Genomic DNA, 20,769 nt, shown 5'->3' on the forward strand with positions numbered 1-20,769 from the left:
TCCCCATGAAGGTGATCGGTCGCCTCGGCAAAGCACCCGCCGAGCGCGGTGATACGACCTCGACGACCGGTTCTCCTGATATTCTCACACTCAGTGATGGTGCATTCGCGGTCATTGGCGTCGACATCACCGACGAGCTCGGGCCGAATCCGATGAAAGACGCCCGATGCGCCCCAGATGAACGGATCGTTCGCATCACGCGCGCCACTCTCATCGCCGCGAAGAAAGACATCCCGGACGAATGATGCATCAACCGCCTGAGTGGGTACTGGACGGCAGCGAGCGGCTCACCCTGGACGGCTTCCTGGAGGCGTTCGGCCGAGCCTGGGCACGTACCGAACGGCGCTTCCTCAAGCTGGAGTGCTGGCAGTCCTACCGCGAGGCCGACGGCGTCCGATCGCAGGAGGCGTTCCAGGCGGGCGACGCCGTGCGGGCCCGCCGCCTCCTGAGCGAAGAGGCGATGGGAGACCAGCCCCTTCGCGACGAGGTCAGGTCGCGGAACCTGGAGTTCACCCGGGTGCGGCTGCTGTCCTACCCGCTCACCGACTACCTGCGCTACGAGATGATCAACTATGAGGTGCGGTGCGGGCTGGGCGAGCACATCGAATTCTTCGCGCCACCGGCTCCGGTGGAGAGCTACTTCGATTTCCTGCTGTTCGACTCGCACAGCGCCCTCGTCCACGACTACGGTCCCGGCCCCATCGGCTACCAGGTCGGCGGCTGGCTCGTCCGGCGTCCAAAGACGCTGGACGCTCTCGCGGACATCGCCGGCGATGTGCGGACCCGCGGTGAAAGGCTGCGACCGCTGCAAGGAGTTCCGGACGCCTACCGCGCCTGACCCGGCGATGCCATGAAAGGCAGAGTGCGGCGCGCCCTCCCCATGGGTCTCGCGATCACGGCGGGACTCCTCGCCGTGGTCTTCTGCGTCCTCGTCCCGGTTCTTCTCCTGCTCCGTCTGGACGACGACGAGCTGGCGCGCTGGTCGGACATCGGTCAGGCGGTCAGCCCGGTCGCGGTCTTCTTCTCCGGTGCCGCGTTCCTGGGCATCACCGCCGCGCTCCTGATGCAGGGCCGCGAGCTGCGCAACCAGCGTGAAGAGCTGAGAATTGCTCAGGAGGAGCAGGCGCGAAGCAGTGAACTCGCGATGCGCGAGCTGCACACCGACCTGATCAAAATGGCCATCGAGGACAGCGAACTCCGCTCGGTCTGGCCAGCCCCCGCACCCGGCGAGCAGACGACCCGCAAGGACCACTACTGCAATCTGATCCTGAACCTCCAGAAGGTCGCCTATGAGACCCGTACCATCGAGCTCCCAGACTCCGCAATGCCCTGCGGTTCCTGATGACCAGCCCGGACATGCGGGTCTTCTGGGCCCGCAGCCGCCCGTCTCGTGTCTCCATCACCGACGGTGACGGCGCCGAGGACACCTTCACGGCCGAAGTGGACGCGGCGTACACCGACACCATCGCGCCATAGACGGCGCGTCAGGCCCCCGCGAGGGTTCTGGCGGGGGCCCGTCCGTTCAGGCCGGGTCGATCGGGTTGTCGGGGGAGTCGAGCCAGATCGTTTGTCCCTGGGACGTCACGGTGATCCCGAACCGGTCGATGGCAGGACTACCGGCGTCGGCCCCGTTGTCTATGGCGAAAGCAACTGCTCCCAGGCGGCGAATCGGTCTCTCATTGCCCCGATCTCCGCGCTGGGCACGCCGTAGGCGGTGAAGTCCCGGTTGGGGATGCGGTGCAGGTAGGAGAGCGACTCTGCGAATAGCGCAGTGTCAAAGCCGGGATTGTGCTCGGCAGCCACGGCCAGGAGGCGGTCGTGGTCGTAACGTCCGCTGGTCAAGATCGCGTCGATGTCCAGGAAATCGCGCGGCGCCCAACGGTTGAACAAGGCGTCCATCTTGCCGGCCACGGCATCGTCGGGGTGCAGTACGGGGCCGATCTCCAGGATCACCGGAGCGTGAGCCCGCCAGAACACCCCAAGATCGACCTTGCAGGCATGGCCATCGGAATCGGCGACCGTCATCTGCACGAGGTCGGGGGTGCGCCGGGCCACCTCGACTCGCAGACCCTGCTGCCCGTAGCCGGCGATGACGTCGTCGGCCACCTGCTCCGGGCTTCCTCTCCGAGAAGAGAACAGGTCGATGTCCTCTGAGGGACGCGCGCCCATGCCGTGCATCTGAACGGCATGCCCACCGCCCAGCACGAAACCCCGGTCACCGACGACCTCCAGCGCGATGCGGGTCAGCCGTTGTTGGAACCGATCCATCAGGCGGCATGCCGCAACTGGGAAAAGCGCCGCTCCCACAGAGCCCGGACCGGACGAGCCGGAAGGATCTCATCCCAGTGCTCCACCAGCAGCCGACCGTTGATCAGCCGCCGCTGATGCTCCGCCCCGCCCTCCTCCAGCACAATCTTGTAGACCGCCGCCCGGTCGTAGTCGTCATCAAGATCGAACTCAGTCCGCCCGCCCCAGGCCAGCTCTAGGGGAAGCACCACCACACCATGCTCCGGCCCCCGGAGTTCACCCAGCGAGCCGGCCACCTCGTACGGCCTGGTCTCGGCATAACTGAACGGCTCTCCGCTGTGCCCTTTCATGCACACCAGTGTGCCCGATCGACCGCCCAGAGGACTTCGTCCACGTCCGCCTGTGCGGCAACGTTGATCAAACCCCACCACCCTCGAAAGCCAGGGCGCCCGATCGGGTTGGCGGTCACAGGAGTGGAGCCGCGGGCGTCAGGCGGAGGTAGGTGGTCAGGATCCGGCGGACGACGCGCCGGACACGCCCGCCGTGTTGCGCCGGTCGCCGGGTGGTGGCCTTCGCGGCCGTCCAGGTGCCGTCTGCGCGGCGGGTGGAGGGCCGGGGGCGGCGCACATACGGCTCGGGCCTGGCGTGGGGATGCGGGCGGGCCGTCACCGAGGCCACCACCTGGACGTGATGGACCTGCCCGAAGAAGCGTTCTGATCCCCTCCTGATCGGCCGCGTACCGGCCCCCGCCGTTGCGACGGCGGGGGCCGGTACGTTCAGGTCGGGGCGATCGGGTGGTCCGGGGAGTCGAGCCAGATCGTTTGTCCCCGGGACGTCACGGTGATCCCGAACCGGTCGATGGCAGGTCTACCGGCGTCGGCCCACCTCTCCTTGCAGGCGTTCCGGTCGGGTTGGGGGATCCGTTGGCCGCGTAGCGGCATGAACCAGGACGGGGCGACGAAGTGGCCTTCTGCACGCCCTCCGTCCCGGACGGTGAGACGGCCGATCGGGCCGTCGGGGTGGAACGTCGGAGCCCACGGAACCAGTAGGAGCCCGCCCGGCCGCGTCTGCCGCACCCAGGCATACGGCAGCTCCGCCGTGGCGGCCGTGGCGATCACCCGGTCGAACGGGCCGCCCGCCGGACTTCCGGCCTCACCGTCTCCGGTGATGACCTGGACCGGGCAGCCGACCCCGGCCAGGCTCGCCCTCGCCTGCTCGGCCACCACCGGGTCGATCTCGATCGTGGTCACGTTCTGCGGCCCGACGATTTCTGCCATCAGCGCGGCGTTCCAGCCCGTGCCCGTGCCGATCTCCATGACCCGGTGACCGGGCTGAAGGTCCAGGAGTTCCAGCATTCGCCGCACAACGTGCGGGGCCGAGCACGAGCTTGTGGGCCACACGCCTTTGTCAGCCGCTCCGTCATCTATCTGCGTCGTGATGGCATCGTCGGAGTGCACCAGGGCGCGCCAGCGGTCCGGGTCGTCCTGACGACGCAGCGGGACGGCCCAGCCGTCGTCACGACGGACCCAAACCAGGTCGGGGACGAACGCTTCGCGCGGTACGGCCTCGAATGCGGCGTCAATGCTCATGCCTTCCCCGAACCGTGGCAGCCGGGGCATTTGACGTCCTCCTCCTTGCTGTCGTTGTTCACGGTGATCTTTCCGCTTCCGCCGCACATGCCGCAGTTCGACGGATTCTCGTGTTTACCCATGAGGCTGATCCTTTCGGACGATCTTTTCGACCTTACGGAGTGCTGGCCCTGTTCGGGGCTCGTTGGGCTCGGGCTGGAATAACTCGTTCGGGTCTGCCTCTGCGGCAACGCCGATCAAACCCGGCCATCCTGGAAATCACGGCGCCCGGGCATTTCGCGGATTGGCGGTCACGGGAGTGGAGCCGCGGGCGTCGGGTGGAGGCAGGCGGTCAGGAACCAGTGGACGACGCGCCGGACACGCCCGCTGTGTTGCGCCGGTCGCCGGGTGGCGGATTTCGCGGACGTCGAGGTGCCGTCCGCGCGGAGGGTGGAGGGCCGAGGGCGGCGCACATGCGGCTCGGGCCTCGCCTGGGGATGCGGGCGGGGCAGCGCGGCGCGGAGCCGGCGGGCCAGGTCGGCGGCCGTCCTGGCTTCGACCAGCCGGTCCGGAAGGAGTGCCCAGAGCGAACCGCTGAACTCGCCGTGCCAGATGCAGAGCCCCGGGAAGGCACGTTGAAGGTCGTCGAGAGCCTGGTCGATGTCGAGATCCAGCTCCAGCCGTCCGACCGGACGCGTGGACAGCGGTGGCGCGGGCGCTGAGCGGGCAAGCGCCGGTCGGTCGTGCCACGCCTCGGGTCTGTGGGTCATCGGGATGCCTCCGTTGCGCTACCAGGTGGAGGGGAACATGCGGTGTTTGAGGAGGGCGTCCACCTGGTCGGCGGCCTGCTTGGTGTCGCCGCAGGGGCAGAGGTAGCCGTGGCGTCCGCGCCCGGCGTCGTAGTAGGCCCAGCCGCCGGGCACGGCCTGGACGTTCACCGCGACGCGGACGTAGTCGGCGGGGCCGAACGCGAGCACCCAGAGCACCGGCGGACGGGTGGGGAACTCGTCGGCCTGGTAGAGCTTGACGCAGCGGTAGCTCTTGGCCTGGACGGCGACGGCGAGCAGGTCGAGGTTCCGGATCGCCGTGGTGCGCCCCAGCCGGGTCCGCCACCGCAGCAGGTGACGGCCCGCCCGGACGTTCAGCGGGCGCAGCGAGCCCATGTGATCTTCCCTTCCTCGTTGAGCGGCCGGACACCCCAGTCGTGGACGAGCTGCGCCACCAGCAGCAGACCGCGCCCGCTCTCGGCGTCGCCGTCCTCGTCCTGCACGACGGGGAGGGCGGTGCTCTCGTCCCAGACCTCGATGACGGTGAGCGGTTCGCGCACGTCCGGGAAGACGCGGACGATGATGTGCCCGACCCCGACGTGCTTGTAGCTGTTGGTAACCAGCTCGGTGACCACGAGCCGGCCGACGAAGTCGTCGGCGTGCCCGAGTTCGCGGAACCGGTCGGTGAGGTAGCGGCGCGCTTTCGCGGGCGCCTCGTCAGACGGATCGAGGACGAGCGGCGCCGCCTCGGGCGCGAGCATGACCGCTGGCATCGGTGAACCCCTCCAGCCTGGACGGAGGCTGATCTCGAACGGGGCCAACCCACCAAACCGGAAGAACCCGCCGCTATCACCCTGTGTAATCGAACGACCACTATTCAGCCAGGTCGCGCCGTAAAATCTCAGGAGAGTCGTGTAGTAGCCACATTCGATTAGCAGCTATTATACGGCAGCTGTAATTTCGGCTCTGACCTGCTGTGATCATGGGGTGGTTTCGGCGTAGGTGTGCCAGGCGTGGTGGCAGGCTCGGGCTCGTTGCTGGTGGCGTCGGCGCCATAGTGACCATGCGTGTCGGTGCTGGGGGTCGGTGCGGGGCGGGGGTACGACGGTCCCCCGGATGAGCCGTAGCAGTTCGGGGACGGTGATGGGGATCAATTCGGGGTCGCCGGGGTGGCGTTCGGTGGCGGTGGTGACGGCGAGGTAGGTGTAGGCGAGCAGGGCCAGGCAGGTCCAGCGGTGCCAGGAGACCCAGCGGGTGGTCTGGCCTTTGTCCAGGCCGCAGGCCTGTTTGGCGAGCTGGTGGTCTTCTTCGATCTTCCAGCGGACGGTGGCGATGGCCACCAGCCGGGCCAGCGGCACCGGGGTCGGGCTGTAGCAGCGGTAGTAGGACAGTTTGCGGGTGTAGCGGTGCCGGCGCACCAGCAGGACCGTGCATCCGGCCTGGTCACCGGCCTGGTGGCTGTCGGGGGTGTCGTCGGGTGTGATGGCGAGCATGGCCCAGTCGTAGGAGCGGACGCCTTTGGTCCCGGTGCCGGTGCGCATGCGCTGCCACCCGCCGTCACTGATCAGCCGGACGGCCCTGCGGGCGGTGGTGGTGTGCGGGCCGAGGGCCACGGTGTGGTCGTGCTTGACGGCCATCACATAGCCCATGCCCAGGCTCCGGACGCAGGTGCGCAGGTCTCGGCCGCCGTAGACCTCGTCCCCGGCCACGAACCCGGCGCCTATCCCGCGGCCGCGGGCGCGGGCGAGCATCGCGGCGGCCAACTGCGGTTTGGTGGCGAACTCGACCTGTTCGGGGACACCGGCCAGCTCGCGGCGTTCCTCATCGGCCGCCCAGTCTCTGGGCAGGTACAGGCGGCGGTCGATGATGGTGTGGCCATGGCCGGTGGCGTAGGTGAGATTCACCGTCACCTGGCACAACGCGACCCCGCCCAGGCTCCCCGAATACTGGCGCGCCGCCCCGACACAATCGGTGGAGGATTTGGCGTCGCCGGTCTCGTCCACGATGAACACCGCGTCCTGGTCACCGTCGGCGCCACCGTCGCCGCCGGTCAAGTGTTCAACGGCCCAGGCCGCGACCTCGTCCAGGACCTGCCGCTCGTCCCATTTCGCCCTCGACAGCAGGTGCTGCAGCCGGTGCGGGCCTGTGTGCCCGAGCGCCTCGCCCAAGGTCCAGCAGTTGTGGTCCTCCAGCTCCATCAGCAGGCCCAGCACGAACTCCCGGGCCAGCCGTCGCGGCTCACACCTGCGGAAACACCCCGCGATCCGGGTCATCACCGCGTCCAGAAACCGGGCCCGCCGCTGCTGTTCGGCATGCGCTATCGTGCCCCCGACGGTCGTCGGGGTTTTGGTTTTCGTCACACAAAGCAAAGATCACGGCGGCCGTCCCGCATGTCCGGGACTCCACCCGATCGTGATCATCTCAAGCTGCCCCGCTGACCAGCAGCGACATCCCCAAATTCACGATCTACAGCTGCCGTATATTAGCGCGCTACTAGCATCTGTAAGGAGAGCAGCCATGTCCGCATCTGGTGGCGCCCGGCCAAAGATCGACCCCGAGCTGGTCGGCTTCGGGACTGTGGTCAAGCGGTGCCGTGAGGCGGCCAGCTTGAAGCAGGGTCAACTGGCGGATCTCGTCAACGTTGCACGGTCCTACATCAGCCATGTGGAGTGTGGCCGGACGAAGTGCCGCAGGGACTTCGCCGAGCGCGTGGACAACGTGCTCGACGCCGGAGGCGAGGTCGTCCAGGCTTGGGACGACCTTCTGGAGCAGATCAAGCAGGTCAGGTACCCGACCCACTTCGTGGCCTTCCCGAAGGCGGAGGCGTCGGCTGACCAGCTGCGGGTGTATGAGCACTATCTCGTCTATGGGCTGTTTCAGACGGAGGCGTATGCTCGTGTCCTACTGGTCGACGATGATGCGGTAGCTACCCGGATGAGGCGTCAGGAACTCCTGTTCAGGAAACCTCCCCCCATGATCAGCGTGGTGATGGAGGAGAGCGTTCTGTACCGCCAGGTCGGCTCCAAGGAGGTCATGCGCGAGCAGCTTGAGTACCTAATTGAGATAGCTCTGCGGGAAGGAATCTTCTTGCAGATTGTTAGAACCGCCTACCATCGCGGCGTGCGGGCATCATTCCACATCGCGACGCAGTCGGACCGTAGTGAAGTCGCCTACGTAGTGAAGGCGACCGGTGGTGAGGTCACGCGAGATCCGTCGGAACTAGCGAAGATGAGCAAGGTAATGCACACATTGAGTGCTCAGGCGCTCAACACGGAAGACTCGCGAACCTTTATCCGAAAGGTGATTGAAGAAAGATGGACCTAAGTGAAGTTGTGTGGCGCAAAGCATTTCGTAGTCATGACGACGGGGACGCATGTGTTGAAATAGCATCCAGTGCAAAATTTATTGCCATCCGAGACAGCAAGGACCCTGACGGTCCCAAAGTAGTCGTGAGCCACAACGATTTTCGAAGCTTCGCAAGAGTCGTCAAGAATCTCTAGTTCCTTAATGATGGGTTTGATCCGAGAGTAGTCAGGCGATATGAATATCAACGAGGTTGAGTGGCGCAAGGGCACCCGCAGCACGGCAGAGGGCGACAACTGCGTCGAGGTTGCCGGAGCATCGAGGATCGTGGCGTTCCGTGACAGCAAGGACCCCGACGGCCCGATGCTCGTGGTGAGTCGCCGCGACTTCGGCCGCTTCGCTCAGGCGCTCAAGAGCCTCTGAACGTGATCAGTGGGACAGCTCGCATGGGCCTGCGGCCACCATCACCGCGCCCCCCAGCACCGCCACCAGCGAATGCCGGACACCGCGCGGGTCCCACCGATCGGTGATGTCCGCCGGTATCTCCAGCAATGATGACCCTCAGCCCGAGCGCGCGAACCTGGCATAGGCAACCTTCTTGTCTTGATGCTGGAAGAGTGAGAACTCCCATGATCACGGACAGAAAGTCATCCTCGTTTCAGCACCATGCTCCGTAACGGAGCCCAATCCGGGCACCCAGTGACGATCACCTCAGACAGGCGATCTTGAAATGGCTCTGGGGTGTTGCGACGACCGCTGGAAAGTGAGCATTGGGGCGGTTACGCGGTATTCAGCTCACGGTGCTTGGTGAGTACTTCTTTCACCGCTTCGGTCACCGGCGGTTCTTCGGTCAGCGGGGTCCACTGGTAGGCGTCGTGCTCCGAGAGTGTGATGGGCTCGGGGACGGTCACCTCGACGGTGAAGTTGAACTGGCGGCTCTTCTTGCCGCTGCCGCTGGTGTAATCGAAGGATCCGAGGTAGCCGGTGATGCGGGACAGGTCGAGGCCGGTCTCTTCTTTGACTTCACGATTCAGTGCGGCATCGAGCGATTCCCCGGCCTCGACCTTGCCGCTGGGCAGTTCGAAAATGCCGCCCATGAAGTCATCTTCGGGGCGCTTGAGCAGCAGAATATTGTCGTCGTGTTGAATCACTGCTCCGACAACGAGTTGCTGGACGCCGTCACGCCCGGCTTTGTCGGTCAGTCGTTCAATAAGTGAATCATCTACCATTTTTCTATTCTAGCATGTCGCGATAGCGCGTTGTTGCCTTCTGGAAGGCTTCGAGGTATTGACCGAGAAGCGCTCTGTCCTCTTCTCGATGCCAGACCGGGAGCTTGAGCGTATTGTGGTGGAAGGCTTCAGCATGCGGGAAGTCACCTGGTTTGTAGTTGAAACTGCCCTCCAGTTCAGGGAACAGTGGTTCTGGGTGTTGAAGGAGTGGCAGCAGGTTGAGCGGACACGTGGAGCCAGGCCGGTCGAGTTCGCGGCACCCTTCCGCTTGGAGCGCCTTGTAGAACCGTTCGATGGGCAGGCCGCCCAGTTCGCCGGCCCGGTACCGGAGGATCAGGCCGTACCAGGACGAGCGGATGCCGGGCATCTGCTCGGGGGTATGGACGCCTGGTAGATCCGCGAGTTGCTCGATCATCAGGGCTGCGAACCGTGCTCGTCCCTCCAGATACTCGCCCAGGTGGGCGAGCTGGTCGAGGGCGATCCGCGCCGCAAGTGGGTGGATGCGGTGTTTGAGGCCCATGCCGGTCACCGCGTAGCGGTGGAGAGGGTGCTGGGGCGGGATCTCGTTGCGACAGCGCTTGTTGTACTGGCCATGCAACAGCGCTCGGTAGTAGACCTCCTGGTCGCTGGTAAGGAGGAAGCCGCCCTCTCCAGCCGACAACGGCTTGGGGCCGTTCATGCTGAAGGCCGACGCTCGGCCAAAGGTGCCTGTCTTCTTACCGCCGACGCTCGCGCCGTGGGCGTGTGATCCATCCTCCAGCAGCATCACCCCATGTTCGTCGGCCACGGTCCGCAGCGCCCTGATGTCGGCTGGGGTGCCCCACATGTGCGTGACGACAATGGCGGTGGTGCGGTCGGTGATGCGTTGGGCCACGTCTCGGGCTTCGAGGTTGCCGCTTTCGTCGCAGTCGGCCAGCACGGGGATCGCGCCAAGGTGCAGCAGCGGCGTGACCGTGGCGAAGAAGGTGTAGGCGGGCACGATGACCTCGTCGCCTGGACTGATCTGGCAGGCGGCATACATCGAGTACAGCGCAGCCGTACCGGAGCTGGTGAGCAGCGCGTAGCGCACTCCGTGATAGTCCGCGAGCGCGTCTTCGAGTTCCTCGATGATGCCTGAGCGGTCGTAGATGGAGACGCCTGTGGCAAGTTGGTCGATGACCGCCTTGGTCGTCTGCTCACTCAGCGGAGGCCAGGCGAAGTGGGGGCCGGGCGCGGTGACGGCCGGCGTCCCCCCGAGGAGGGCCAAGGGGGAGGTCACAGCAGCTCCTTGGGGTTGATGTGGGAGTGCGATCGGGCGGATTCATAACAGGCGGCGATGACGCTCATGTGCGAGAGGTTTTCCTTGGGACCGCTGACGTTCGAGCGCTGGCCGTCGATCACACGGCGGAAGTAGTCGATCTGACAGGCCGCGGCCGATGGCCATGCCTGTTCGCGCGCCAGCGACTCGATGACCTCACCATCGTTGCTGAGCCGCCGGATCTTGCCGCGTTCCAGATGCACGATGCCCTTGGAGCCGACGAGGCGGATCTGCTCGGTCTTCGGTCCGATGAACCGAGACAGCAGCAGCGACCCATACAGACCGCTGTCGTAGGCGAAATGGACGAGCGCGGTGTCCTCGGCGTCGTACTCCCGATCCGGTCGGGCACTGGCCGATACCTCCGCAAGCACCCGGTCCGGCAGACCGAAATACCACAGAACCATGTCGATGAGGTGGTAGCCCATATCGATGATGCAGCCGCCACCGGCCTGAGCGCTGCGGCCGCGCCAGCCGTTCGAGGGGTCCTGGACGTGCAGCGTGTACTGCGCGTCCACCACAAACGGCACACCGATCTGGTCGGCTAGTTGGATGAAGCTGGTGTAGATCGGGTTGAACCGGCGCTGTAACGTCACCATAAGCTGAATACCGGTCCGATCGCAGATCTCCGCCAGATCACGCGCTTCCTCCAGGGTGGTGGCGAACGGTTTCTCCTTGAGGACGTGCACCTTGTGCTCGGCGGCCGTCTCGATCACCTCGCGGCCAACATGGTGAGGTACGCAGACCACCACCAGATCCAGCTCTTCGGCCTTGAACATCTCGCGAAAATCGGTATAGCCATGTACTCGGTGCCGGTACTGCTGCTCGCGCACAATCTCGGGGTTCTCGTCACACACGGCGACAAGGTCGGCGCTGTCCGAGACGTGCAGGCCGGGAATGTGATCCTCCAGTGCCTGTTTGCCCAGCCCGACCACGCCCGCACGAAGTTTCATCCGGTGCTCCCGTCGAGTAATGACCCGGTGCGGCGACGGTTTGATCTCATGGCCCGCCCCGATATCAGGAAAGCCGCCTCCGCACCACCTCAATGACTTCCCGCGCTCCTTCCTCGATCCGTCGGTCGCCGTTGTTCACCAGCAAACACTCGCTGTCCTGGTCGGCCAGAAGGCGCTGGATCACCCGGTCCCGCGCCGCGAACACCGCCAGGTCGTCCTCGTCCGCCTCATTGCCGCGGTGTTCGTGCAGACGCCGGCCCCGGCGAGCGATCCGCTCCAGCCTGACCGGCAGGGCCGCCTCAACATAGACGGTCAGATCAGGAAGATGCCGGAGCCGGCTCAGCAAGCCGCACAGCCACCCCAATGCCTGCTCCTCGTCCGGCACCGCCCCACCGGCCACCAGCGTCGGGACGAGCGTGTAGAAGATCGTGTCCTGGTGTCGGTCCTTGAGTACCACTCGCCCGCGCGAAAGCGCCGGACCGATCACGCGCTCATCCAGGTAGTAAAGATCCGCGACCTCATCCAGGGCACGTGTCAGCAATGTCGCGGGTTCGTCACGGACCGGCCGCAAGAACTTGTCACGGGCGACCGCGTCTACCAAACGCCGACCGTACGGGCTGTCCGAAAACTCCTCCACGGCCAGCACGTCAATGTCAGCCCTGCGCAACTCGTCATGAACGGCAGACAACAGCGCGCTCTTCCCCGCGCCGTCCTGCCCCTCGAAGGCGATTAGCACCTTGACACGCCCTGCCTTCCACCAATCCCCGGCTGCTCGGAACTTCTTTTCAACCCAGAATTACCCAAGGCCGTCGGATGGCGAGACTCGATCGCCATCCGTCAGAGCATCATGTTGAGCACGTAATGATCTGAACAGGAAGATAAGCCAGTACTGCTCGCCGTCAACAGCCGTACGTTCTACTCGAACGCCGGCTACTCGAACGCCGGTCGAACCAACAGAACAAATATAGGGGTGACTGCAAAGGCGAAAACATAGTCTGCCACCGAGACTGGGCGGTCACTGTGTCACATGAATCATTTGGCGGGTCCACCGAAATTTGGCCATGTGAGGCCATCCACGTCGTCCAGCGGGCCAGGGCGGTTTCAAAGTCGATCTCGGCTTATGCCGGTGCAGTCACGAGGGTGTGACGGTCGGCGTGGCCGTGGACTGAACGCATCGAGGCCCCCGTACGATTGGTGATCTTCCACAATTCCCGGTCGCGCAGGAGCCTCGATGTGCCGCCACTCTGTCATTCCCCCTCCCTTGTCGGTGGTCGGGGCGGGCGTGGTTCGCACTTAGTGTCGACAGTAGAGAGGAGCAATCAACTTTGCTAGAAAGTTTCTTTATATTTCTAGAAAGATTCCGCTGTGTGGCTTCTGTGGGAAATCAGGAGCTACCCGCGTCGTCCGTTTCGGTCTCTGGAGCGAGATCCTCGATGACGCGGTGGATGATCGTCCGCGCTGCTCGGCCGTGACCGGCGACGGCTGCGAGCTGTTCGAAGACGTGCCCGTAAAGCTCGATCTCCTGCGGTTGGGCGAGGTTCAGTTCGGCTGAGAAGGTTTCGACCATCACGCGGTCGTCGTTGAGCAACCAGAAGCCATGCGCGGGTGCCACCGCATATGCCGTCTCGAATCCGATAATGCCGAGTCTCACGTTGGGCAGTGCGGAAAGGGAGATCAGGCGATCCAGTTGCCCGAGCATCACCTCGGGTGGGCAGAGCCGGTAGCGCAGGGCTGCCTCGGTCAGGACGAAGTGGAAGCGCTTGTCCGGCCGGTACAGAATCTCCTGCCGCTTCACCCGTGCGGCCACTGCCTCGTCGATGTCGTTGCGAACCTTGAACACGGTGATGCTCTGGGCGAAGCGGTATCGGGCGTACTCGGCCGTCTGAAGCAGGCCGGGGACGAAGGTCGGCTCGAAGGCGCGGAAGAGTCGCGTCCTGGCGTCCAGCTCGGCGATCTCCTGTTGATGCGGTCGGAGGCCCGTCCTCAGCTGACGCTGCCACTCGGCGTGTTGGATTTCGAGCGTGTGCAGTGAGGCGAGAAGCGCTTCCGCCTCCCGCTCACTCCCGGTTGCTCGCGTCCAACCGCGGATGTCGTCGTCCGTGGGCGTCTGCCGACCGTTCTCCAGCTTGGACACCTTAGAAGGAGGCCATGACAAGGACTCCGCGAGCTGCCGGCCGCTCAGATCGGCCTGTCGTCGCAGCTCGCGGAGCCGTTTGCCCAGCGCGTCACGTGCTTCGTGAACGCTAGTGATTCCGGTGGTTCTCTTCGGTGGCAAATTCGTCCCGTCGCATGGCGCGGTGCCAAGCGGCATCACGCCAGTAGTTGTGCTGCACGATCACCGCAGGATCGTCGATGACCTCGGCGCCGGTGAAGTTCTCACACTCATCGAAGTGCATCTTCACCAGCTTCCGCGAGTCGAACAGCCAGTAGTCGTAGTTCGGTAGATCGGCCGCGTCGTTCCGGGCCAGGTAGCGGATCTCCTCGCCCGCCTCGTTGGTGTACTTGGAGCAGAAGACACCGAACCGGCTGTAGTCGGTCAGCGGTGTGGTGACGACCCGCACGCGCGTGAAGCGCCTGCCCTCGGCCGTGGCATCGCGGATCATGGTCAGCCAGTTATGGAACCAGGCCATGTCCACAGGCTCGCCCGCGACGAACTGGCGCAGGGCCGTCGCCTCGTTGGCCGACTTGTACTCGTCGAGAGTCTCCAGGCGGAAGGCGGTGTGCTCGAAGGTGCGGAAGAGCTCGCTGAACTCCGCGCCGGGTGGGATCAGCCGACTCAGCGCTGTTCCCCCTCGTCAAGGTAGCGCCGGGCGTACATCTTGAGCACGTCCTCCGGAATCTCGATCAGGCTCTCGTGCTCCGGCACGGGGCCGACGTCGTCGAGCGCCTGGGGATCGGTCACCTTCCAGCCCTGGGCGATGTAGGTGATCCGGTCGGTGCGGTCGGTGGCGAAGAGAGTGGGGGACTGGCCTTCCTGGGAATCTGGATCCTTGCCGAGGAACCGAGCGCGCATAGCGCCTCCTTGCGAGAAATCGCCGGGAATGTTCTCCTTCCATGGTGCTTGACGGGCGCAGGTGTAGCAAGAGGGCGTTCGTCCATGTGAGCTGTGAGACGCCGCCCGACCAGCGGATGCCGTACTGACCAGGGCAGATGGCTGCGTCGAGAGCCGGAAACCCCCAACAGAGAAGCCAGTGGCCTACTAAGGTGCTGACGTGATTACGGGTGAGCTGAAGAGCAAGATCGACCGCCTCTGGGACGCCTTCTGGTCGGGAGGGATCTCCAACCCGCTGGAGGTCATCGAGCAGATCACCTACCTGATGTTCCTGCGCCGCCTGGAGGACGTGCAGACGGCCAAGGAGCGCAGCGCGCGGCGCCAAGGCAACCAGATCAAGAGCCCGATCTACACCGCTGAGACGGATGTCCTGCGGTGGGCTCGGCTCAGGGAACTCGACCCCGAAGCCATGTTCACCATGATGGGGGACGGAGTCTTCCCGTGGCTGCGCCGCCTTGGTGGGGACGACTCCACGTACGCACATCACATGAAGGACGCCCGGTTCACCATCCCCACCCCCAACCTGCTGACGAAGGCCGTCGACCTCTTGGACGACATCCCTCTCGGTGCGGGGGACACCAAGGGCGATCTGTATGAGTACATGCTCAGCAAGATTGCCACCGCTGGTCAGAACGGCCAGTTCCGCACGCCCCGGCACATCATCCAACTCATGGTCGAGATGATGAACCCTGGCCCGCAGGACGAGATCTGCGACCCGGCTTGCGGAACCGCCGGCTTCCTCGTGGCCGCCGCTGAATACGTCCAACGCGAGCACTGCGACGCTCTGCTGGACGCCACCAGCCAGAAGCACTTTCACTCCAGTATGTTCCACGGCTTCGACTTCGACAGCACCATGCTTCGGATCGCCAGCATGAACATGCTCATGCACGGCATTGAACAACCGGACATTCGCTATCGCGACTCATTGGCCGAAAACGTCGCCGACGAGGCTGAGCAGTACTCGTTGATCCTGGCGAACCCGCCCTTCGCCGGCAGCCTCGACTACGAGACCACCGCCAAGGACCTACAGCAGATCGTCAAGACCAAGAAGACCGAACTGCTGTTCCTCGCGCTCTTCCTCCGCCTCCTCAAGCCTGGCGGTCGCGCCGCCATCATCGTCCCCGAGGGCGTTCTTTTCGGCTCCACCAAAGCACACAAGGGCGTCCGAAAGATGCTCGTCGAGGACCAGAAACTAGAGGCCGTTGTAAAGCTGCCCAGCGGCGTATTCAAGCCCTACGCGGGCGTCTCTACCGCCATCCTCGTCTTCACCAAGACCAACAGCAGCGAAACAGACAGCGTCTGGTTCTACGACATGACAGCGGACGGCTTCAGCTTGGACGACAAGCGCACGCCGCTCCTCCCCGAAGCCCAGCTCGGCCCCAATCCCAGCACGCCGCTCAACGAAGCCGACCACGTCAAGAACAACCTCCCGGACGTCCTAGCCCGCTGGAAACGCCGTGAAGGCAGCGAGCAACAACGTGCCAGAACGGAACAGAGCTTCTGTGTCCCCAAGGATGACATCGCTGCTCAGGACTATGACCTGAGCCTCAACCGCTACAAGGAAATCGTCCACGAAGAGGCCGAGCATCGCCCGCCGCTGGAAATCATCGAAGAACTCGAACGCATCGAATCAGACATCCAGCAGGGCATGTCCGACCTGAAAGGCATGCTTCGATGAAAGAGGCCGTCAACGTCTCTATTGGAGACGTTGTAAAAATCATAGGTGGCGGCACGCCTGTGCGCTCTAGATCTGATTACTATGGTGGCGATATTCCGTGGGTCACTCCCAAAGACATGAAATCGTGGGAGATTAAGAGTTCTCAAATCGCCATCACGCAACTTGGCCTGGATAGCAGCACTGCACGTGTTGCGCCTGCTGACAGTGTATTGATCGTTGTGCGATCAGGCGTACTTAAGCATACGGTACCGGTGGGAATCAATCGCATTCCGGTTGCGATTAACCAGGACATGAAGGCTCTCATCTGCTCGGAATCAATTCTTCCGGATTACCTTGCGCGACTCATAAAAGCACTTTCTGGCACTATTTTGAAATGGGTCAGGGCTACGACGGCGGATAACTTTCCCATCGAGCGGCTCAGGGATCTCCAAGTAGCGCTTCCGCATGTTGATAAGCAGCGACGTATTGTGAATGTCCTTAACCAGGCAGATGCATTGCGGGCGAAGCGGTGGGCGGCGATCGCTCTCCTCGACGACCTCACCCAATCCATCTTCCTTGATATGTTCGGCGACCCGGTCGCCAATGAACGAGGCTGGAACAGAGTTCGCTTCGAAGATCTGTTGGAGGGTATCGATAGTGGTAAGAGTCCCACCTGCCTGGACAGGCCGGCGGCGGAAGGTGAATGGGGGGTTCTGAAGCTGGGTGCCGTGACAAGTTGCCGCTTCAAACCAGAAGAGAATAAGGCGCTTCCAACGGCGATCGCGCCGGTCGCTAAGCATGAGGTGCGGCCGGGTGACCTCTTGTTCTCTCGTAAAAACACTCGCGAGCTTGTGGCGGCTTGTGCGCTTGTCGGTGAGACTCCGCCACAAATGTTGCTGCCTGACCTCATATTCCGCTTCAACTTCAAGAGTGACGCTCCGGTTGACAAGCGATACATCCAGCAACTTCTCGTCAATCGACATAAACGTCGTAAGGTGCAAGAATTGGCGAGCGGCAGTGCGGGCTCCATGCCAAATATTTCCAAGACGCGCCTGTTGGGTCTCGATATCGAGCTCCCCCCGCTTGAACTGCAGCAGCAGTTCAGCAAGCGAGTTCGTGCAGTTGAAGAGAGCCGACGTACTCATCAGGCATCCTTGCGTGTGTTGGATGACCTGTTCGGGTCGTTGCAACAGCGGGCGTTTCGGGGGGAGTTGTGGGACGATTGAGGCATCTGTTCCATGGGGTAGGGGTGTCTCGTGAGCAACTTCGGGTTCCTCAAAGGCGAGTGGCCTGATCTGTACGACGAAGCGGTCCGGGCGGAACGGTTGGCGAATGCCGATCCGCGCGTGTCCTGCTTCTATGCGAGACGCACCCTCGAACTCGCGGTCAACTGGCTGTATCGCGCCGACGGCGATCTGAAGCTCCCCTACCAGGGCAATCTCGCGGCGATGATCGCGGAGCCGACCCTGGTGCGGGTGGTCGGTCCGCCGATCCGCACGAAGATGGACGTGATCAGGCGGCAGGGCAATGCCGCCGTTCATCGGCCGGGGCCGGTGCGGGCGGGGGACGCCGTCCGGACGGTCGCCGAACTGTTCCACGTCCTCTACTGGATCGCCCGGCATTACACCCGCGATCAGGAATCGGGACCGGCCCCGGAACTCGCGTTCGACCGGTCGCTCATCCCCACCCCGGAGCCGGCGGAGGTGCGGCGGAAGAAGCAGGCCGAGATCCAGGCGATGGCCGAGCGGTACGCCCGGCAGCAGGAAGAGTTGATAGAGCAGCGCCGCAGGACGCAGGACCTGGACGAAGAGGTCGCCCGGCTGCGCGCCCAGATCAGGACGGCCAAGGCCGCGAAGGCCGACCAGCTCGACACGCACGACTACGACGAGGCGAAGACCCGCGACCTGATCATCGACCTTCTCCTCAAGGAGGCGGGCTGGCCGCTCGACAAGAAGGACGACCGCGAATATCCGGTCGAGGGGATGCCGTCGACGTCGGGGAAGGGCAAGGTCGATTACGTCCTCTGGGACGACGACGGCAGGCCGCTCGGCCTGGTCGAGGCCAAGCGCACCACCAGGGACGCGGTGTCCGGCAAGCAGCAGGCCAAGCTCTACGCGGATGCCCTGGAACAGCGGTTCGGGCAACGTCCGGTCATCTTCTACACCAACGGCTACCAGACCTTCATCTGGGACGACGTCACCTATCCGCCGCGTGAGATCCAGGGCTTCTACACCAAGGACCAGCTGCGGACGCTGATCCAGCGGCGCGCCGGCCGCCAGGCGTTGCAGGGCGTGGCGATCAACGACGAGATCGCGGGCCGCCACTACCAGAGCCGCGCCATCCGCCGCATCGCCGAGGCGTTCGAGCGGGACAGGCAGCGCGAAGCGCTTCTCGTCATGGCGACGGGCGCGGGCAAGACGCGCACGATCATCGCGCTGATCGACCTGCTCCAGCGTGCCCGCTGGATCAAGCGCGTCCTGTTCCTCGCGGACCGGAAGGCGCTCGTCACGCAGGCCACCAACGCCTTCAAGACCCACCTGCCCGGCACGCCGACCGTGAACCTGCTGACCGAGCGCAAGGAGGACGGCAGGGTCTACGTGTCCACGTACCCAACGATGATGGGGCTGATCAACGAGACGGACGGCGACCTGCGCAGGTTCGGGCCCGGCTACTTCGACCTCGTCGTCATCGACGAGGCGCACCGGTCCGTCTACCAGAAGTACGGCGTGATCTTCGAGTACTTCGACTCCCTGCTCGTCGGGCTGACCGCGACGCCGAAGGACGAGATCGACCGCAACACCTACCGCCTGTTCCACCTGGAGGACGGCGTCCCGACGGACGTGTACGGGCTGGACGAGGCCGTGACCGAGGGCTATCTCGTCCCGCCGTTCACGGTGAACGTCCCGCTGAAGTTCCCGCAGCAGGGCATCAGCTACGACGAGCTGCCCGAGCAGGAGAAAGAGATGTGGGACCTCCTCGACTGGGACGAGGAGGACGGCGTCCCCGACCGGGTCACCGCCGACGAGGTCAACAAGTTCCTGTTCAACGAGGACACCATCGACAAGATGCTCCAGACGCTCATGGAGCACGGGGCCAAGGTCAAAGGCGGGGACCGGCTGGGCAAGACCATCGTCTTCGCCCGCAACAAGAAGCACGCGGCATTCATCGTCGAACGCTTCGACACGCTGTACCCCGAGCACCGCGGTGACTTCGCCCGCGTCATCACGCACGACGACTCCTATGCGCAGGACCTCATCGACAAGTTCTCGATGAAGGACTCGCCCCCGCACATCGCCGTCTCCGTCGACATGCTCGACACCGGGATCGACATCCCCGAGGTCGTCAACCTGGTGTTCGCCAAGCTCGTCCGGTCCAAGACGAAGTTCTGGCAGATGATCGGTCGCGGCACCCGCCTGTGCCCGGACCTGTTCGGGCCGAACATCGACAAGCAGAAATTCCTGGTCTTCGACCTGTGCCGCAACGTCGAATTCTTCAACCAGGACATCGCCACGGCCGAGGGCCGCGTCCAGCCGTCCCTCAGCGAGCGCCTGTTCCGGGAACGGACCGATCTTCTCTACGCCCTGGACCGGCAGGACCTTCCCCCGGAGCCGTCCCCGGAATCGGACGGGACGCGCACCGAGACCGGGCTCCGCCGGGATCTCGCCGCCCGCCTCCAAGAGGAGGTCTCGGGCATGAACCCGCAGAACATCGAGGTCCGCCGCCGCCTGGAGGAGGTCGAGCGCTACCAGGACTCCGCGAGCTGGCAGCGGCTCACCGCCGAGAAACGCGACGAGATCACCGAGAACCTGGCGGGCCTGCCCACCGAGTTCCGCGAGGACGAGAACAGCGAGGAGGCCAAACGGTTCGACCTGCTCGCCCTGCGCCTCCAGCTCGCCGTCCTGGGCGGCGACCCGGCGTACGACACGCTGCGCGGCCAGGTCCAGGAGATCGCCGAAGCGCTCCTCGACCCGACCACGCTGAACAATCCCGTCGTGGCCAAGCAGCGGGAACTGCTGTCCGACCTCACCCTTGACGAGTGGTGGCAGGACGTCTCCCTGCCGATGCTGGAACTGATGCGCCGCCGCGTCCGCGGCCTCGCCAAGCTCATCCAGAAGGCGAAGAAGGGCGTCCTCTACACCGACTTCCAGGACGAGCTGGGTGAACTCACCGAGGCGGAACTCAGGGGCGTCTCCCTCGGCACCAACCGGACCCGGTTCGAAACCAAGGTCCGCACCTACCTGCGCAGCCACGAACACGAACTCGCCGTGCAGAAGCTACTGCGCAACCGCCAGCTCACCACTCTCGACATCGCCCACTTCGAGGACGTCTTCATCGCCTCCGGATTCGGCACCCACGACGACATCGACCAGGTCAGCGGGGAGTACGGAAACCTCGGCCTGTTCCTGCGCTCCGTCACCGGCCTGGAGTACGAGGCCGCGACCGCCGCCTTCGACCACTTCCAGGCGGGGAAGAAGCTCTCAGCCGCGCAACTCGACTTCCTCCAGCTCCTCATCGGTTTCCTGGCCAAGAACGGCGTCGTGGACGTCGGCGCCCTCTACAGGCCGCCGTTCACCGGGCTGGCCCCCGGTGGCCCGGAAGACCTCTTCACCGACACCGAGGTGACGTCCATCCAGCACGTCCTGGAACACGTCCGCGCCACCGCCGTCCCCGCCGACTCCCAAGCCGGCTGACCGTTCGC

At 64.4% G+C, this 20,769-nt stretch carries 24 protein-coding genes; 10 read left to right on the plus strand and 14 right to left on the minus strand.

The window, feature by feature from the left end; genetic code table 11:
• Positions 1 to 5 precede the first annotated feature (5 nt).
• From ACQP1N_RS01985 to ACQP1N_RS02000, 4 genes are read left to right on the plus strand one after another with little or no spacing between them, the layout of a single operon-like run.
• Complete coding sequence (locus ACQP1N_RS01985; protein ID WP_084262874.1) at positions 6 to 245, plus strand: hypothetical protein; 240 nt, start codon at positions 6 to 8, stop codon at positions 243 to 245.
• Positions 242 to 838, plus strand: coding sequence for a DUF6879 family protein (locus tag ACQP1N_RS01990; protein ID WP_433228753.1), 597 nt, complete (start codon positions 242 to 244; stop codon positions 836 to 838). The genes ACQP1N_RS01985 and ACQP1N_RS01990 overlap by 4 nt, the downstream gene beginning before the upstream one ends.
• A 12-nt stretch (positions 839 to 850) precedes the next feature.
• Positions 851 to 1,342 carry a DUF6082 family protein gene (locus ACQP1N_RS01995; RefSeq protein ID WP_433228755.1) on the plus strand — a complete coding sequence of 164 codons (492 nt, stop codon included), beginning with the start codon at positions 851 to 853 and terminating at the stop codon, positions 1,340 to 1,342.
• Positions 1,342 to 1,476 carry a hypothetical protein gene (locus ACQP1N_RS02000; protein WP_433228756.1) on the plus strand — a complete coding sequence of 45 codons (135 nt, stop codon included), beginning with the start codon at positions 1,342 to 1,344 and terminating at the stop codon, positions 1,474 to 1,476. Before ACQP1N_RS01995 ends, ACQP1N_RS02000 begins: the two co-directional genes overlap by 1 nt.
• A 159-nt stretch (positions 1,477 to 1,635) precedes the next feature.
• Here ACQP1N_RS02000 and ACQP1N_RS02005 read toward each other — a convergent pair whose 3' ends face one another.
• The 7 genes from ACQP1N_RS02005 to ACQP1N_RS02035 form a co-directional block, all read right to left on the minus strand.
• Complete coding sequence (locus ACQP1N_RS02005; protein ID WP_433228758.1) at positions 1,636 to 2,268, minus strand: nucleotidyl transferase AbiEii/AbiGii toxin family protein; 633 nt, start codon at positions 2,266 to 2,268, stop codon at positions 1,636 to 1,638.
• Positions 2,268 to 2,597, minus strand: coding sequence for a hypothetical protein (locus ACQP1N_RS02010; RefSeq protein WP_433228759.1), 330 nt, complete (start codon positions 2,595 to 2,597; stop codon positions 2,268 to 2,270). Before ACQP1N_RS02010 ends, ACQP1N_RS02005 begins: the two co-directional genes overlap by 1 nt.
• A 426-nt stretch (positions 2,598 to 3,023) precedes the next feature.
• Positions 3,024 to 3,836 carry a methyltransferase domain-containing protein gene (locus ACQP1N_RS02015; RefSeq protein ID WP_433228761.1) on the minus strand — a complete coding sequence of 271 codons (813 nt, stop codon included), beginning with the start codon at positions 3,834 to 3,836 and terminating at the stop codon, positions 3,024 to 3,026.
• Positions 3,837 to 4,126: 290 nt separating this feature from the next.
• On the minus strand, positions 4,127 to 4,585 hold the full coding sequence (locus ACQP1N_RS02020; protein WP_433228763.1) for a hypothetical protein: 459 nt from the start codon (positions 4,583 to 4,585) through the stop codon (positions 4,127 to 4,129).
• Positions 4,586 to 4,603: 18 nt separating this feature from the next.
• Positions 4,604 to 4,978: a hypothetical protein gene (locus ACQP1N_RS02025; protein WP_433228765.1), complete on the minus strand. Its 375-nt coding sequence runs from the start codon at positions 4,976 to 4,978 to the stop codon at positions 4,604 to 4,606.
• Positions 4,957 to 5,355 (minus strand): ATP-binding protein, encoded by a 399-nt coding sequence (locus tag ACQP1N_RS02030; RefSeq protein ID WP_433228766.1) that lies wholly within the window; start codon positions 5,353 to 5,355, stop codon positions 4,957 to 4,959. Before ACQP1N_RS02030 ends, ACQP1N_RS02025 begins: the two co-directional genes overlap by 22 nt.
• A gap of 207 nt (positions 5,356 to 5,562) precedes the next feature.
• Positions 5,563 to 6,942: an IS701 family transposase gene (locus tag ACQP1N_RS02035; protein ID WP_433225973.1), complete on the minus strand. Its 1,380-nt coding sequence runs from the start codon at positions 6,940 to 6,942 to the stop codon at positions 5,563 to 5,565.
• Between the two features lie 157 nt (positions 6,943 to 7,099).
• Between ACQP1N_RS02035 and ACQP1N_RS02040 the strand changes: the two genes are divergently transcribed.
• From ACQP1N_RS02040 to ACQP1N_RS02050, 3 genes are read left to right on the plus strand one after another with little or no spacing between them, the layout of a single operon-like run.
• Positions 7,100 to 7,906: a helix-turn-helix domain-containing protein gene (locus tag ACQP1N_RS02040; protein ID WP_433228768.1), complete on the plus strand. Its 807-nt coding sequence runs from the start codon at positions 7,100 to 7,102 to the stop codon at positions 7,904 to 7,906.
• Positions 7,897 to 8,082 (plus strand): DUF397 domain-containing protein, encoded by a 186-nt coding sequence (locus ACQP1N_RS02045; protein ID WP_433228769.1) that lies wholly within the window; start codon positions 7,897 to 7,899, stop codon positions 8,080 to 8,082. Before ACQP1N_RS02040 ends, ACQP1N_RS02045 begins: the two co-directional genes overlap by 10 nt.
• A gap of 40 nt (positions 8,083 to 8,122) precedes the next feature.
• Positions 8,123 to 8,308: a DUF397 domain-containing protein gene (locus tag ACQP1N_RS02050; RefSeq protein WP_433228771.1), complete on the plus strand. Its 186-nt coding sequence runs from the start codon at positions 8,123 to 8,125 to the stop codon at positions 8,306 to 8,308.
• A gap of 356 nt (positions 8,309 to 8,664) precedes the next feature.
• Here ACQP1N_RS02050 and ACQP1N_RS02055 read toward each other — a convergent pair whose 3' ends face one another.
• The 7 genes from ACQP1N_RS02055 to ACQP1N_RS02085 all read right to left on the minus strand — a co-directional run bounded on the left by ACQP1N_RS02055 (position 8,665) and on the right by ACQP1N_RS02085 (position 14,374).
• Entirely contained in the window at positions 8,665 to 9,114 is a 450-nt protein-coding gene (locus tag ACQP1N_RS02055; RefSeq protein ID WP_433228772.1) for an NUDIX hydrolase, read from the minus strand.
• 4 nt (positions 9,115 to 9,118) lie between these two features.
• On the minus strand, positions 9,119 to 10,372 hold the full coding sequence (locus ACQP1N_RS02060) for a DegT/DnrJ/EryC1/StrS family aminotransferase (protein ID WP_433228774.1): 1,254 nt from the start codon (positions 10,370 to 10,372) through the stop codon (positions 9,119 to 9,121).
• Positions 10,369 to 11,361: a Gfo/Idh/MocA family protein gene (locus ACQP1N_RS02065; RefSeq protein ID WP_433228776.1), complete on the minus strand. Its 993-nt coding sequence runs from the start codon at positions 11,359 to 11,361 to the stop codon at positions 10,369 to 10,371. Before ACQP1N_RS02065 ends, ACQP1N_RS02060 begins: the two co-directional genes overlap by 4 nt.
• A 64-nt stretch (positions 11,362 to 11,425) precedes the next feature.
• The gene (locus ACQP1N_RS02070) at positions 11,426 to 12,097 is read right to left on the minus strand and encodes a dTMP kinase (RefSeq protein WP_433228777.1); all 672 of its coding nucleotides are present in this window, start codon (positions 12,095 to 12,097) and stop codon (positions 11,426 to 11,428) included.
• Positions 12,098 to 12,745: 648 nt separating this feature from the next.
• On the minus strand, positions 12,746 to 13,636 hold the full coding sequence (locus tag ACQP1N_RS02075; RefSeq protein WP_433232555.1) for a helix-turn-helix domain-containing protein: 891 nt from the start codon (positions 13,634 to 13,636) through the stop codon (positions 12,746 to 12,748).
• On the minus strand, positions 13,605 to 14,141 hold the full coding sequence (locus ACQP1N_RS02080; RefSeq protein ID WP_433232558.1) for a DUF6879 family protein: 537 nt from the start codon (positions 14,139 to 14,141) through the stop codon (positions 13,605 to 13,607). Before ACQP1N_RS02080 ends, ACQP1N_RS02075 begins: the two co-directional genes overlap by 32 nt.
• Positions 14,138 to 14,374: a hypothetical protein gene (locus tag ACQP1N_RS02085; RefSeq protein WP_433228779.1), complete on the minus strand. Its 237-nt coding sequence runs from the start codon at positions 14,372 to 14,374 to the stop codon at positions 14,138 to 14,140. The genes ACQP1N_RS02080 and ACQP1N_RS02085 overlap by 4 nt, the downstream gene beginning before the upstream one ends.
• A gap of 199 nt (positions 14,375 to 14,573) precedes the next feature.
• Between ACQP1N_RS02085 and ACQP1N_RS02090 the strand changes: the two genes are divergently transcribed.
• The 3 genes from ACQP1N_RS02090 to ACQP1N_RS02100 are packed head-to-tail and all read left to right on the plus strand — an operon-like array spanning position 14,574 to position 20,761.
• Positions 14,574 to 16,091: a type I restriction-modification system subunit M gene (locus ACQP1N_RS02090; protein ID WP_433228780.1), complete on the plus strand. Its 1,518-nt coding sequence runs from the start codon at positions 14,574 to 14,576 to the stop codon at positions 16,089 to 16,091.
• On the plus strand, positions 16,088 to 17,296 hold the full coding sequence (locus ACQP1N_RS02095; RefSeq protein WP_433228781.1) for a restriction endonuclease subunit S: 1,209 nt from the start codon (positions 16,088 to 16,090) through the stop codon (positions 17,294 to 17,296). The genes ACQP1N_RS02090 and ACQP1N_RS02095 overlap by 4 nt, the downstream gene beginning before the upstream one ends.
• Before the next feature lie 30 nt (positions 17,297 to 17,326).
• Positions 17,327 to 20,761, plus strand: coding sequence for a DEAD/DEAH box helicase family protein (locus ACQP1N_RS02100; protein WP_433228782.1), 3,435 nt, complete (start codon positions 17,327 to 17,329; stop codon positions 20,759 to 20,761).
• Positions 20,762 to 20,769: the final 8 nt, after the last annotated feature.

Source organism: Actinomadura formosensis (assembly GCF_050948385.1).
In the GTDB taxonomy this organism is placed as follows: Bacteria; Actinomycetota; Actinomycetes; order Streptosporangiales; family Streptosporangiaceae; genus Spirillospora; species Spirillospora formosensis.

Bases quoted from the DNA above. Each gene is read 5' to 3' on its own strand.
- ACQP1N_RS02085 (WP_433228779.1), bottom strand. From the start codon at position 14,374: ATGCGCGCTCGGTTCCTCGGCAAGGATCCAGATTCCCAGGAAGGCCAG.
- ACQP1N_RS02020 (WP_433228763.1), bottom strand. From the start codon at position 4,585: ATGACCCACAGACCCGAGGCGTGGCACGACCGACCGGCGCTTGCCCGC.
- ACQP1N_RS02015 (WP_433228761.1), bottom strand. From the start codon at position 3,836: ATGAGCATTGACGCCGCATTCGAGGCCGTACCGCGCGAAGCGTTCGTC.
- ACQP1N_RS02000 (WP_433228756.1), top strand. From the start codon at position 1,342: ATGACCAGCCCGGACATGCGGGTCTTCTGGGCCCGCAGCCGCCCGTCT.
- ACQP1N_RS02010 (WP_433228759.1), bottom strand. From the start codon at position 2,597: ATGAAAGGGCACAGCGGAGAGCCGTTCAGTTATGCCGAGACCAGGCCG.
- ACQP1N_RS02025 (WP_433228765.1), bottom strand. From the start codon at position 4,978: ATGGGCTCGCTGCGCCCGCTGAACGTCCGGGCGGGCCGTCACCTGCTG.
- ACQP1N_RS02005 (WP_433228758.1), bottom strand. From the start codon at position 2,268: ATGGATCGGTTCCAACAACGGCTGACCCGCATCGCGCTGGAGGTCGTC.
- ACQP1N_RS02055 (WP_433228772.1), bottom strand. From the start codon at position 9,114: ATGGTAGATGATTCACTTATTGAACGACTGACCGACAAAGCCGGGCGT.
- ACQP1N_RS02050 (WP_433228771.1), top strand. From the start codon at position 8,123: ATGAATATCAACGAGGTTGAGTGGCGCAAGGGCACCCGCAGCACGGCA.
- ACQP1N_RS02030 (WP_433228766.1), bottom strand. From the start codon at position 5,355: ATGCCAGCGGTCATGCTCGCGCCCGAGGCGGCGCCGCTCGTCCTCGAT.
- ACQP1N_RS01990 (WP_433228753.1), top strand. From the start codon at position 242: ATGATGCATCAACCGCCTGAGTGGGTACTGGACGGCAGCGAGCGGCTC.
- ACQP1N_RS02095 (WP_433228781.1), top strand. From the start codon at position 16,088: ATGAAAGAGGCCGTCAACGTCTCTATTGGAGACGTTGTAAAAATCATA.
- ACQP1N_RS02065 (WP_433228776.1), bottom strand. From the start codon at position 11,361: ATGAAACTTCGTGCGGGCGTGGTCGGGCTGGGCAAACAGGCACTGGAG.
- ACQP1N_RS02040 (WP_433228768.1), top strand. From the start codon at position 7,100: ATGTCCGCATCTGGTGGCGCCCGGCCAAAGATCGACCCCGAGCTGGTC.
- ACQP1N_RS01985 (WP_084262874.1), top strand. From the start codon at position 6: ATGAAGGTGATCGGTCGCCTCGGCAAAGCACCCGCCGAGCGCGGTGAT.
- ACQP1N_RS02045 (WP_433228769.1), top strand. From the start codon at position 7,897: ATGGACCTAAGTGAAGTTGTGTGGCGCAAAGCATTTCGTAGTCATGAC.
- ACQP1N_RS01995 (WP_433228755.1), top strand. From the start codon at position 851: ATGAAAGGCAGAGTGCGGCGCGCCCTCCCCATGGGTCTCGCGATCACG.